The 13,309-nt window shown below is 47.0% G+C and carries 11 protein-coding genes; 9 read left to right on the top strand and 2 right to left on the bottom strand.

Annotated features, from left to right (window positions below):
• The first annotated feature begins 156 nt into the window (after nucleotides 1-156).
• The gene (locus tag NYE48_RS26960; RefSeq protein ID WP_212952602.1) at nucleotides 157-1,233 is read left to right on the top strand and encodes a bifunctional transcriptional activator/DNA repair enzyme AdaA; all 1,077 of its coding nucleotides are present in this window, start codon (nucleotides 157-159) and stop codon (nucleotides 1,231-1,233) included.
• Between the two features lie 607 nt (nucleotides 1,234-1,840).
• Here NYE48_RS26960 and NYE48_RS26955 read toward each other — a convergent pair.
• Entirely contained in the window at nucleotides 1,841-3,142 is a 1,302-nt protein-coding gene (locus tag NYE48_RS26955; protein WP_340997041.1) for an IS1380 family transposase, read from the bottom strand.
• A gap of 145 nt (nucleotides 3,143-3,287) precedes the next feature.
• On the opposite strand from NYE48_RS26955, the gene NYE48_RS26950 reads away from it, so the two are divergent.
• From NYE48_RS26950 to NYE48_RS26925, 6 genes are all read left to right on the top strand, one after another.
• A complete protein-coding gene (locus NYE48_RS26950; protein ID WP_212952603.1) occupies nucleotides 3,288-4,598 on the top strand; it encodes a DNA methyltransferase in 1,311 nt (436 codons plus the stop codon).
• 2 nt (nucleotides 4,599-4,600) lie between these two features.
• Complete coding sequence (locus tag NYE48_RS26945; RefSeq protein WP_212952605.1) at nucleotides 4,601-5,710, top strand: DUF262 domain-containing protein; 1,110 nt, start codon at nucleotides 4,601-4,603, stop codon at nucleotides 5,708-5,710.
• Nucleotides 5,701-6,390: an MAE_28990/MAE_18760 family HEPN-like nuclease gene (locus tag NYE48_RS26940; protein WP_212952607.1), complete on the top strand. Its 690-nt coding sequence runs from the start codon at nucleotides 5,701-5,703 to the stop codon at nucleotides 6,388-6,390. Before NYE48_RS26945 ends, NYE48_RS26940 begins: the two co-directional genes overlap by 10 nt.
• Nucleotides 6,391-6,578: 188 nt before the next feature.
• Nucleotides 6,579-7,565 (top strand): SseB family protein, encoded by a 987-nt coding sequence (locus tag NYE48_RS26935; RefSeq protein WP_341000504.1) that lies wholly within the window; start codon nucleotides 6,579-6,581, stop codon nucleotides 7,563-7,565.
• 84 nt (nucleotides 7,566-7,649) lie between these two features.
• Nucleotides 7,650-8,390: a Bax inhibitor-1/YccA family protein gene (locus tag NYE48_RS26930; protein WP_036714448.1), complete on the top strand. Its 741-nt coding sequence runs from the start codon at nucleotides 7,650-7,652 to the stop codon at nucleotides 8,388-8,390.
• A gap of 226 nt (nucleotides 8,391-8,616) precedes the next feature.
• Nucleotides 8,617-9,747: a phytase gene (locus NYE48_RS26925; protein ID WP_445324089.1), complete on the top strand. Its 1,131-nt coding sequence runs from the start codon at nucleotides 8,617-8,619 to the stop codon at nucleotides 9,745-9,747.
• Between the two features lie 127 nt (nucleotides 9,748-9,874).
• Here NYE48_RS26925 and NYE48_RS26920 read toward each other — a convergent pair whose 3' ends face one another.
• Entirely contained in the window at nucleotides 9,875-10,528 is a 654-nt protein-coding gene (locus tag NYE48_RS26920; RefSeq protein WP_341000502.1) for a cell wall hydrolase, read from the bottom strand.
• Between the two features lie 241 nt (nucleotides 10,529-10,769).
• On the opposite strand from NYE48_RS26920, the gene NYE48_RS26915 reads away from it, so the two are divergent.
• Both NYE48_RS26915 and NYE48_RS26910 read left to right on the top strand, forming a co-directional pair.
• On the top strand, nucleotides 10,770-11,747 hold the full coding sequence (locus NYE48_RS26915; protein WP_341000501.1) for an SMI1/KNR4 family protein: 978 nt from the start codon (nucleotides 10,770-10,772) through the stop codon (nucleotides 11,745-11,747).
• Nucleotides 11,748-11,982: 235 nt separating this feature from the next.
• The gene (locus tag NYE48_RS26910) at nucleotides 11,983-13,221 is read left to right on the top strand and encodes an ATP-binding protein (protein ID WP_036714417.1); all 1,239 of its coding nucleotides are present in this window, start codon (nucleotides 11,983-11,985) and stop codon (nucleotides 13,219-13,221) included.
• Nucleotides 13,222-13,309 lie beyond the last annotated feature (88 nt).

The raw sequence follows: 13,309 nt of genomic DNA, 5'->3' as shown, positions 1-13,309 counted from the left end.
TCTATTATAGCCTGTCTGAAGGGCCGGCATAAACCTTGGGCTTGCAACCGCGGGGCAAAAAAATAAATGCCTGATTTTCGGCGGACAGTCCGAACAGGGGAGGTTATAATAAAAAAACCATTCAGGAAATCTTGGACGGATCGGGGGAAGCAAAAATTGATTACAGCCGAACATAAACGGGAGTATTACCAGGCGTTGGTCGAGAAAAAATCCGAATATGAAGGCCTGTTTTACGTGGGGGTCAAAACTACCGGCGTATTTTGCCGCCCGACTTGCCCGGCGAGGAAACCGAAGTTCGAGAACTGCGAATTTTACGAGACGGCCAAAGAAGCGCTGCTTGCTTCCTTTCGCCCCTGCAAACGATGCCGTCCCCTTTCCCATCCGAACCAGGTCTCGGAAGTCGTGCGGCTGCTGGTGGAGGCCATTGAAAAAAGCCCCGAGAAGCGTTGGAGGGAGCGGGATTTTCAATCGTTGTCGATCGATGCTTCGACGGCGCGCCGCCAATTCAAAAAACGGTTCGGAATGACGTTCGTCGAATACGCGCGGGCACGGCGCATGGGACTGGCCATAAAACAAATCAGGGAGGGTGAACACGTGATCGATGCGCAACTTTCGGCGGGATACGAGTCCGGCAGCGGTTTTCGGGAGGCATTTTCACGCATGGTGGGTTCGGCACCGAGCCAGTTGGGGAACGGGAAAGTCCTGAAAGCGGCCTGGCTTGACACGCGGCTGGGGCCGATGATCGCCATTGCGGACGACGAAGGGCTGTATCTATTGGAGTTCGTGGACCGGAGGGGACTCGAGCGGGAGATGGAGCGGCTGAGACAACGGACGAAATGCGCGATCATCCCGGGTACCGCGGAACCGATCCAAAGGATCGAACAGGAGCTGAGCCAATATTTCGACGGGGAATTCAAAGGGTTCAAGACGCCCGTTCATTATCTTGGAACGCCTTTTCAAACCTCGGTATGGGATGAATTGCGGAAAATCCCGCCCGGCGAAACCAGGTCTTACGCGGAATTGGCCGTCTCCGTCGGCAAGCCGTCGGCTTTTCGCGCGGTCGCCCAGGCGAACGGGATGAACCAGCTGGCGATCATCGTGCCGTGTCATCGCGTGATCAACAGCAACGGGGGCCGCGGAGGTTATGGAGGCGGCCTGACGCGCAAGCAGTGGCTGATTAACCACGAAAAGCAAATTCATCGACAAGGAAGACATTATAAAAAACAAGACTAGCATGACAATCCTATTTTGCAGCTGTCTTGGATCCCTATATTGGTTTGTTTTAATTGTTTTTATTTTAATTCGAGTAAACTCTCAAATAATTTCAAGGGAAATCTGAACGTTGGTCATAAATTTCTTCCGATTTTCAAAATATCGAATATTACCTTACAATATATTATGGGGAATTGGTATACTACTATTTGTTATCTAGTCGAAATTGTACTTAACAAAGATGGTGGAAAAAAGTAATAAATGCACTTCAGGGAAATTGGTGCATTAACATTCAAAATTCTAAAGGTCTTTCATTAGCCAGATGCGATATAATATCTTATCCGGCTTTTTATGTTAAATTTTTTGAAAAAGCAAGCGTCCAGGACATAACCTTATAGCTTTTGTATTAAATAAGGACTAATTACCAAGAAGAAGCATTGGATAATAATTAATCCTGAATTTCGAAAGCGCATAAGAATGCGGTGGCGATCATCCAGGAGCGGATCAACAACTGTGAATAAGTGGGAGTGGGACCAGCGAAATTTTGAAACCAATATCCACATGGGGATAACTCCCCCCTCCCCAGAAAAGGGGCATTGTTGTTTTCCATGTGAAATGTTGGAAGCCGTCACTCCAATTGAACCACTTTGGCTTCGATTCGTTTCCATGCATGACGACCGTCGAAATCCTTGATCAGCTTGAGCACGACCGCGCGACTATGCCGAACAAGCGTCGCCGCGCAATGAAAGAACTCCAGTCGGAATCTTGCAATCGTATAACCCTGATGCATCGGTTCGCAACAATCGCGCTTAAAGCGTTCGAACAAATTGTAGGCCAGCAACTTGATCAGCAGATCGACTTCATTCGCTTCAAAATCACTGGTCGCGATCCGGTCCATGGAAAAACCGTCTTTCGCCTCTTTGATGTAATTTTCCATGCAGCAACGCTGGTTGTAAAAGCGCCATAGGTCAATTGGTTCCCACTCCAGGTTGGTTACAATCGCTTCATACTGCCAGTCCTCGTCGAATACGATGCGGCCTTGACCGTCTTCGCAGACTTGCGTCTTACGAATGACCGCTACGCGACGGGGCTTTTTCCAGGACGTAGCTTTGTAAATCAAAGTGATGCCCTCGATGATCCAGTCCTCGTCGACATAGCGCGTCCAGTAGCGACAAGCCGCCACGTCGCTTGCGAGGCGTTTGGTCCATTTCATTTTGCCGACGTAACCGATCTTGCGGCCTTCCCACAGTTGGTAGAAATCCTCGCCGCCAAAGCCTTTGTCGAACCGGGCGTACGCCACTTGGCGCTCGCCGAGCAGTGCGAAGGTTTGCTGCAAAAAGTCGATTGCGTCGGTTGAAGAATGCGTGTTGCCGGGGCGAAGCCTCGCATTCAGATTCAAGTGGGTTTGCCCTTCAAAAGCCAGCAACGGATGGTAGCTGTTTCGTCCGGGCTTATGCGGATTGGTGCCTTTGGCCGCGCCGGCCTGCTCCCCGTATACCGTCTCCACCGAGGAGTCCAGATCAAGGATTGGCTTGGACGGCAAGCAGAGATGAATGATATCCATATTCAGCTTGCGCAGTTCCGTCGGGAGCTGCGGGCAGGATCTGCCCAGACGCGCGAGCTCCTTGTACAGCAAACTGTGATGCGGCAGACGGCCTCCCAGAAAACGACAAAGCAACACATCGTGCTGTAACTTGCGGAAATGAAAAATACGCCCGCAGCCCAGCATCCAGCCAACCATTAGATAGAGCAGGATGCGATGAACAGGAAAAATGGCGTTGTGCGCTTTGCCGCCGGAAAGGCGCTGCATGGCCTCGGCGAGCTTGATTTTTTCGAGATAGGCCAAAAAGATTTTGACGCCGCCGAAACTCGTGGCGTTCTGCAGCGAAAATTCGCTCTTGATTTTGCTGACCGGTGTGGTAGACTTCACCTAAAAGGTGCTCCTCTCTTTGGGTGATGTTGTCCTGGACAAACACCATTCTACCAAAGATTTGGAGCACTTTTTATGTTTTTAATGCGCAGTACTTTCGAAATTCAGGTTAATTTATACTGTTTATAAAGGATGGGAGCTAGTTTTGGATTACCCACATAAAAATCTGGTTAGTTTTCGAAGCCCCAAACGAAAGTCTGCTTCGAAGAATACCCATAATTGGTATAGTTATTATGCAGGTTATTCTGCAGAATTCGTAGAGGATGTACTTAATTATTTACAATTACCATTGGGAGCGTCTATTTTAGACCCCTGGAATGGTAGCGGAACAACGACACACATTGTTGAAAAAGAGGGGTACAATGCAATAGGGTTTGATATTAACCCAGTAATGCCCATTATTGCCAACTCCCGAAGAGTTGATAATTTCGAGAACATTGAAATACACGCGGAAAAAATTACGAAACAAGCTAAACGCTACAGATCCAAGTTTATTCCTTCTGGAGACCCTCTATTAGTATGGTTGTGTGATAAAAATGTTATCACGATACGCAAAATAGAGCGGGCGATACAACAAAGTCTCCTACAACAAAGTCAATATTCATACGCAAAGAGTGCTGATTTACTAAAAAAGGTACTCGCTCAGCCTCTACTTGCATTTTTCTATGTTGCTCTTTTTCAAACGGTAAAGGAACTACTAAGAACTTTTAAAACTTCTAACCCAACATGGATTAAACAACCAGAAGATGATAATCAAAAAGTAAGGGTTGATGATGTTAGGATATTTGAATATTTCGGGAAATATGTTGATTTAATGATTGAATCGTCGAAAGCATTTGAAAATACGCATACGAAGAGCAGTGTTCTTCTAGATATTGCATCTTCACAAAATATCCCATTAAGTGAATCGTGTATCGATGCTGTTATTACTTCCCCTCCATATTGTACAAGAATAGATTACGTTATAGCTACAAGACTAGAATTAGCTGTTTTAGGGATAGGTAATGGTAAGGAGTTTGAAGAACTAAGAACTCGAATGATAGGTACAACTAAGATTACTAGGGAGGTCAGTGGAAATACCGTAATTTGGGGGAATACTGCAAACGAGTTTTTGAATAGAGTGAAAAACCACCCTTCAAAAGCTTCTCAGTCGTATTATTTAAAGCATTACATCCAGTATTTTCATAATATGTTCTTGTCATTAGTTGAAATAAATAGAGTCTTAAAGAAAAAGGGAAGGGTGATAATAGTCATTCAAGACTCGTATTACAAAGATGTTCATTTGGATTTAGCTCAAGTTATTGTCGAAATGGGCGAAACATTAGGATGGAAGTTAATTCATCAAGAATCTTATTACCAATCTCAGACGTTAGCTGGTATAAATAAATCAAAATTAAAATATCGAAAAAATTCGAGTGCCACAGAAGAAGCACTTATTTTTAGAAAGGAAGATTAAAAATGGATGGTTTGGATCTAATAAAAGCCGTTGAAAGAAAAATTGAAAAGATAAGAACACGCAGCCTAGATTTATCATTCAATGAACTTCTTGATATGTATGAGAATGAAGAGCTAATAATATCTCCAGAATATCAAAGATTATTTAGATGGACTGAAGGTGGCCAATCTAGATTCATTGAATCTCTTATATTGGAAATGCCCGTCCCCCCAATTTTTGTTATAGAACTTGAAGAGGGTGTTTACGAATTAATAGACGGGTTGCAAAGAATTTCGTCGTATTTGCACTTCAGGGGGAAACTCCCTGGTCGTTCAAGTTCACTTGTACTAACAGATTGTGATATAGTTCCCGAATTAAATAATTTAACTTTCGATAGTTTACCCAAAGCCCTAGAAATTAAATTAAAGCGTAATTTTATTCGAGTTGAAATCCTAAGAAAAGAAAGTGATAAAAGATTACGTTATTATATGTTTAAGAGATTGAACACCGGTGGTGAGAAATTAAGCGCTCAGGAAATACGGAATAGCACAATTCGTTTGTTAGATGATAAATTTAATAACCTGATCATCGATTTAAGTCAAAATCCAGACTTCAGAAATTGTATTGATAATTTATCTGATGAAAAAATAGAGCAAAAGTACGATCAAGAACTTGTATTACGATTTTTTGCTTTTAAAAACTATCGTGATTATTATGTACATGATGTAAGCGATTTTTTGACTGAGTATATGGAGAATGTGTCAGATCCCGATAAACAAGACTTTAAATTTGACTATGAAGAAGAAGAAAAGAACTTCCAAAAAACTTTTGCTATTTTAAATAATGCATTGGGAGAACAAACTTTTTCAGGAACAAATACTAAAGGTAACTTTGTTTCAAGATTTCTAATTTATCATTTTGAGGCATTTTGTATAGGAATCCAACCCTTTTTAGATAGAATAGATGAGAATAACAGTGACCAAATGTCTCAAATAGCAGAATTATTTATTGAAATAAAAAATGATCCAGAATTTAAAAGAATTACAACTGGCGGAGGTAAAAACTATGCCAAACCGCTAAATGACAGAATATCTTTTGTGGAAGAAAAGTTGAGGGGAATAGAATGGATCTAGCGGATATAATTGCTCAAATTGAGGAGGAGCTAACTTGGAGAACTGAAGAGTTAAGGTTTTTAACAAATCAACTTTCAAATATGACAGATGAACAAGATAAAAAAAAATATCGTAAATCACTAGTTGTAATGCTGTATTCTTACTATGAAGGTTTTTGTAAAGCAGCCTTTCAGATTTATGTGAATACAATTAACAAGTCCAACTTAACTAGAGATTCAGTAAATGAATATATCACAACTGCTTCACTTAATGAGGTCTTTCTTACTTACCACAATGAATCTAAGAAGTCGCCCTATTTTAATAAGGAGCTACCAGACGATTCAAAATTGCATCGATTTTCTCGCCAAGTTGATTTCATAAAAGCAATGAATAATATATGGGAAGGAATAGTAGAAATACCAGAGAGTATTGTCGATACGGAATCTAATTTAAAACCTGTAGTTTTAAGGAAGATATTGTACAGATTAGGATTTAACCATGAAGGATTTAAAGAATATGAGGGGCAGATTAATCTTTTGTTAGAAAGAAGAAATAACGTTGCCCATGGTGTGCAAAAGGAGGGAATTGACAAAGAGAAATATGAAGTAATTGAAAAAGCAGCTTTAAATATAATGAACCAACTAAAAAAATTAGTTATAGATGCACTAATATATAAAAGTTATTTAAAACAATCATGTTAACTCTTTGATGTTATAAATGCGGCCTGACGCGCAAGCAGTGGCTGATTAACCACGAAAAGCAAGGAAATGTAAACGGCTAGACCCCATGCGGCAAGCATCCTTGACAATGCAGGCGAGTATTTCGCCTGTTTTTGTTTGGAATATAAAGCTATAATGAGGCAAACAGGTTGGAAGGGGCGGCCGTGCCAATGAACGAGGAAAGAAAAAATGAAGTCGGGGTAAGGTTTTTGTTGAACGGACGGGTATCGCTGGAAGAATGCAGGGAACTGGAGATACAGGAATTGATTTTCTTGATTCATTCCGCCAAGCATTTCAGGCAGCAGCAGACGTTGACCAGACAGGATGCCGATGAGAAAATACAAGCATTTTCCGCCGTGTTGAAAGACAAGATCAAAGAGGCGGGAGCGCTATATCTCGCTTACGACAAGCATACGAACTACCCGTACGTCGATATCGATGACAGGGTATGGATGTTCTCGCAAGAGGAATATGCCGCAAGCGCGGAAGATTATTTCCGGCAGCAGCTTCTGATGCTTGAGATGAAAAAAATCGGCCGTGAGGAAATCCTCGGGGCCTTTGCCGAGCTTCATACCCTTGGCCTCCCCAAAATCCTTTTGGACAACGGGCAATACCATATCGAAATCGACAGGGACGATTTATTGCCGCCGCCGGACTGGACCGGCATTCCGGAAATCAATATTCCGGTCACCAATCCCCGCCTGCAGCATGCGCTGATCCGGTTTTTCCAAACCTTGCATGCGCGGCAGGGCGGCGAGGGGAATAAACAGCTGCTTCAGGCGCTGGAGGGGCAAATGCTGGATGAAGTCCTGCAGGCCAAATATTTGCTGCCGATGCAGCTGATTGAAACAGAGCCGGCGCCTTCCGATGAACAAGGCATCAAAACGATCCGGGAAGGGACGGAGATCCGGTTTGGCATGTTGGGCGCGGAAAACGATACGACGTGGCTCCCGGCATTTACGGATTGGCCCGAATTCGAGAAGGTTTACGATAAAACGGTGTGGAGCAGCAATGTCGCCGGTTTCGACGACCTGTTGGCCTTGTCCGAAAACATGAACGGCATCGTCGTGAATTGTGCCGGAATTCCGCTGCGGATCGACGAGAACAACAAGAAAGTGATCGAAGCTTACCTTAAAGAACGAAACGAAATGCAATAAGGCGTTTGATGAATCCGGATTTGGTATCCTAAAATATTCCAACGTATGCTAGAATAGCATTAAAAATGTTGGGGGGAAATGAATTTGATCGGTCGCAGCGGAAATCCGACGCTTAACAAAAAAACGTTTGAAAGAAGCGAACATTACAACGGCCAAGAGACCATGACGATCGGCGGGACGGTCAACAAATCGTTTATGCTGCTGGCGCTCCTGATCGGGGCGGCGGTCGTATCCTGGGTGATGTTTTTTAACGGGTACGAAATGTATCCCTACATGATCGGCGGGGCGATCGGCGCATTGGTGCTTGGGTTGGTCATCAGTTTTAAGCCGACGACGGCACCGTTTTTGGCGCCGATTTATGCGATTGGGGAAGGTCTCTTTTTAGGGGCTTTATCGGCGGCTTACGAATCTTTATATTACGGCATTACCTTGCAGGCTGCCTTGCTGACGATGTGCGTATTTTTGGCTATGCTGGTCGTTTACAAGACGGGATTGGTCAAAGCCAGCGCCGGCTTCCAGAAAGGCCTTTTCGCCGCTACGGCGGGAATCGCGCTCGTGTACCTGCTGAGTTTCGTGCTAGGGCTGTTTGGCGTGACCGTGCCGTATTTGCATGACAGCACCCCGATCGGCATCGGCATTTCGGTGGTTATCGTCATTATCGCCGCCTTGAACTTCGTGCTCGATTTTAACTTTATCGAAGAAGGGGCCCGGCAAGGGGCTCCGAAATACATGGAGTGGTACGGCTCCTTCGGGCTGCTGGTGACGCTCGTGTGGCTTTACGTCGAAATTCTGCGCCTGCTTTCGAAGCTGGCGAGCCGGGATTAGGCGAACGGATCAAAATCAGCATAAACATGCAACTGCCGGGAACACCCGGTCAGAGCGGGCCGCCAAAAAGCGGCCCGTTTTTTTTCCACGGGATGAGCAGTTTTACAAATCCAAATATTTCATATTTTTACTTGTTGTTTACAATCTTTTGATGCGGGTTTGACGCTTGTCCATTACATTGGAGGTGCATGCCAAATTTTCTATCCATTGGGAGTGTGAGTTTATGTTGAGATGGACAAAATCAGCGATGCTGACGGTTATCGGGGGGGGGGGTTTGATGTTTGGAACGTCGGCTTATGCCGGCACGTCGTACGAACCGGTCTCCGTCAAAGCGAAGGTTGAGACGGAAGCGGTCAGCCATGGCGACGATGCCGCGGACGATCCCGCGATCTGGCTGCATCCAACCGATCCGGAAGACAGCAAAATCATTGCGACCAACAAAGCCGGGGGGCTGCTCGTCTACGATCTTGAAGGCCGTCAACATTATGCCTACGCCCTGGGGCGCATGAACAATGTCGATGTACGATACGATTTTAAACTAGGAGACGCCAAAATCGATATCGCCGGGGCGACGAACCGGACCACCAATTCCATCGATCTGTTCCGGATTTCCTCAAAAGGGGAACTGACCGGGATCAACGGAAAGCCGATCGTGTCTTCCATGAGCGAAGTGTACGGTTTCAGCTTGTATCACAGCCTGCGCAGCGGAAAATTTTATGCGCTTGTGCTCGGGAAAAACGGCGAATTTGAACAATACGAGTTGTATGACAACGGAAACGGGAAAATCGACGGCAAACTTGTCCGCTCCTTCACGCTCGGTTCCCAGTCCGAAGGGCTCGTGGTGGACGATGAATACGGCCGCATGTATATCGCCGAAGAGGACGTGGGGGTTTGGGCATTTGACGCGGAGCCCGGCGGGGGATCGCAAGGCACATTGATCGCGGCGGTTGACAATAAGCGGCTGACGGCCGACGTCGAAGGGTTAACGATGTATTACGGAAAGGACGGCGATGGTTACCTCATCGTTTCCAGCCAAGGAAGCAACCGATACGCGGTTTATGACCGGGAAGACGACAATGAATATCTCGGAAGCTTCACGATCGCGGATGGCCGCGATATTGACGGCACGACCGAGACGGACGGCATCGACGTCCTGAATTACGATTTGGGAGACGCGTTCGAAGAAGGTTTGTTCGTGGCGCAAGACGATCAGAATGTTGAAAAAGGGGAAGTCGTCAACCAGAACTTCAAGCTGGTGGCTTGGGAGGACATCGCGGATGCGTTCGAAGAGGCGGGCGCGGATATCGAATCGCTTGACCCCGTTAACCCCCGTGAATTGAAGAAGCGTAATCCCTAGCGTTGCAATAGCACCCGGGAGGGTGCTTTTTTTATAATCTCGGCGGGGCGCCGGGCGGCTCCCATGCCTGCAGCGATCGTCCGAGCGATCAGAAGCCCGGGGGATGGCCCCCAGGACTGCAATTCGATTAATTCGCAAACAAATGGCGGCCGATTTTCAGGGTGGAGGTGCGCGTCCGGATCCATTTGTCGGTTGCCGTCTTCGGATTATAGTAGTAATGCGAGTTGAGGGTCGGGTCCCATCCGCGAACGGCATCCAGGGCGGCACGGTAAGCCGTCCGGTTCGGCCTCATCCCGTATTGCCCGTCGCTGACGGCCGTAAACGCATTTTTTTGGAAGACGACGCCTTGGATGGTATCCGGGAATTCGTCCGATTGGATTCGGTTCATCACGACGGCTCCGACGGCAACCTGCCCTTTATAGGGTTCGCCCCGGGCTTCGCTGTAGATGATTTTGGCCATGATTTCCATTTCGCTTTCGCTGAGCGTATATTTTTTAAGTTTTCTCCATGTGGCGGGTCCTACGGCCCCGTCCGAATGAACCCCGTACTCCTTTTGAAATTTCATGACGCTGGACGCCGTGCCTGGGCCATAGGTACCGTCAAGCGCTCCGTCATAAAGGCCAAGAGTTTTGAGCCGATACTGCACATCCCGGACCTCGCGGTTTTCGCTGCCAAGCGTAAGGACGGATGCCGCCTCGGCCTGGTCCTCCCTCCAACCCAAGCCGTAAACGACAAAGAGGACGATAAATACAGCAAACCATTTCCACTTATAAGCTTTCATCGATATCATCTCCTTCAGGATGGATTGTAACGGCAGGCGGGAAATGGAATAAGGGAATAAACTGGAAAATGATTGGGAAATCCAGCTGCTGGATATAAAATTCTATAGTCTTTTCCAAAATCCTTTGCAACGGACGGCCTATTTTGAGCCCCCTTGATTTATGCTTTTCCTCCCATGCTGGAGACGCCATCCTCCGAATGGTATAATTTGAAAAAGGGCTTTTGGTGGGAGGCAAAAAAATATGCGTGAAGATCTTTTGGAACAGCTGGAAACATGGCATGAAGAAGATGAATTCGAGCAAATCGTGGATGCGATCGCGGACATTCCGGAGGAAGAGCGGGATTACGAGCTGGTCAGCCATCTGGGGAGGGCAATGAATAATCTGGAGCGTTACGAGGAGGCGGTCGAGCAGTTTCTGACCGTAGCCGAAGAAGGACAAGACGATCCTCTTTGGCATTACCGCATCGGGCTTGCCTATTATTATTTGGACCGTTACGAGGAGGCTTTGCGGGCGTTTGAAGCCGCGGACAAGCTGGATCCCGGCGATGAGGATACGCTGGAGTTCCTGGATTCCATTCGGCAGAAACTGGCGGAATCGGAACCCGTCGAAGAACCGGCCGGCGAACCCGTTCCGGCGGAGTCCAAGGCGGAGCCGGTCGTTGCCGCCGCTCCCGCCGCTTCCGCAACCGATGTGGATCCCGATTCGGCCGGGTTTTGGGACGACGGCGCGGAAGGCGCGGAACACTACATATCCGGTCCGCCCGCGGACGATTTGATCGCTTCCGTGGAGGAATCGCTGGTATTCAAGCTGCCTGCCTCCTATATTGAGATGATGAAGCAGCATAACGGGGGAATTCCGCGCAGCAGATGTTTCCCCGTCCGCGGAACCGAAGCGGGAGACCCGGATCACATTATGATTTCCGGCATTATGGGCATCGGCAGGGAGAAAAGATTCTCGCTGTGCGGCCCCGAAGGCAGCCGGCATATCATTGAAACCGATGGGTATCCGGAATTTGGCGTCGTGATCTGCCCTTGTCCTTCCGGATCCGGAGTCGTCATGCTGGACTACCGCCCGTCGGGCAACGACGGCGAGCCTGAAGTGGTGTACGTCGATAAGGAACGGAACCATAAGGCGATCAAGCTGGCCCCGAACTTCGAGGCGTTCATCCGTGGCCTGGTCCATGAGAATGCGTATAAAACCGGACTTGCCCAAGAATGATGCGAAGGAAATGATATTGAGACTTATGTGACATCAAAGCTATGAAATCATCGACAGACCGCTCCAACGAAGGGCGGTTTTTGTTTGCGATCCGTTTTCCAAAATAAGGGGGGACATTCATTGGCATTTTTGACTTTACTTATAACATCGATTTGGCGTAATGTCTTATAGTAATCATTCAATATAATCTGACAGTGTACGTCATGCAGCATAAGGGCCGAAAGGAAGTTAACCTTTGTTTGAAACGTTGCTTTTAAATTTCCTGTTTTTATTGGTTCCGGTCATCGTCTTTCTCGTGTTTTTCGAGAACCGTCCATCTGATTACCATGGAAAGATCCTCGTTTTGTTGTCGGCCGCGTCGATGATTCTCTGCATTTCGATGCCGATTCAGCTCAGCATCGGGTTTATCGTGGATTTAAGATACATTCCCTTTCTGGTGGTCGCGTTATATGGAGGATATCGGAGCGTATTCCTTTTATATATCATCTTGAACCTGTACCGGTTTTACGTGGGCGGGGAAGGGACGATGCAGTCTTTCCTTTTTTCGACGACAATCATGGTCATCGTGCCGTATTACAGCGCCAAATTTATGAAGCTAAGCTCCAGGGGGCGCATTCTTTGGGCGATGATCGCCTCTTTTTTGACGATCGGTTTTTACCTGTGTACTTTAAGTTTTGCCACGGGGGCATTAAACAATCACTTTGGGGTGCTCGCCCTTAACACTTTAACGACGTATGTGGCGTTTATGGGAGTTCTGATGGTGCTCATCGAAAAGATCATTTCCAACATGAAAAACCGCGACCGCATCATGCATTCGGAGAGGCTGAACGTCGTCAGCGAGCTTGCGGCCAGCGTATCCCACGAAATCCGCAACCCCTTGACGGTTACGAGCGGATTTCTCCAGCTGTTAAGCAAATCGAAGGCGATCGGGCCGGAGGAAAAGGAATATGTGGAATTGTCCCTGCAGGAGCTGCGGCGCGCGGAAAAAATCGTCAGCGACTATCTTTCGTTTGCCAAGCCGCAATCCGACAACATGGTCTATTCCGACATGAGCGAGGAGCTGGAATACACGAAAAGCGTCATCATGCCTTACGCGTCCATCCACAAGGTTGAAGTGGCGTTCAGTTTCAACAATTCGCTGAAAAAACATTACGACCGGAACCAGGTCCAGCAGTGCCTCATCAACCTGTACAAAAACGGGATCGAAGCGATGAAGGATAAGGGCGGCGGAATACTGTTCATCGACATTTCGGAGAAAAAGCAAAATATCGTCATCCGTATCGAGGACACCGGCGTCGGCATGACCAAGGAAGAAATCTCCCGGCTCGGCAAGCCGTATTATTCCACCAAGGAGGAAGGGACGGGCCTGGGCATGCTGATGGTTTACAGCACCGTCGACAAATTGAAGGGATTCATCGAGGTAGAAAGCGAAAAGGGCAAAGGCACGACGTTCCTCATTACGATTCCGACCTGATTTTCGACCGGGAACATCACCCGGCTTGGCGCATGATGATATACTATTGGAATGGGCAAAATGATCGATAGAAACGCTTGCGCTGAAA

The organism is Paenibacillus sp. FSL M7-1455, assembly GCF_038004655.1.
In the GTDB taxonomy this organism is placed as follows: domain Bacteria; phylum Bacillota; class Bacilli; order Paenibacillales; family Paenibacillaceae; genus Paenibacillus_AQ; species Paenibacillus_AQ cookii.
Note: the sequence above shows the minus strand (reverse complement) of the source record. Positions and strands in the feature narration are given on the sequence as shown.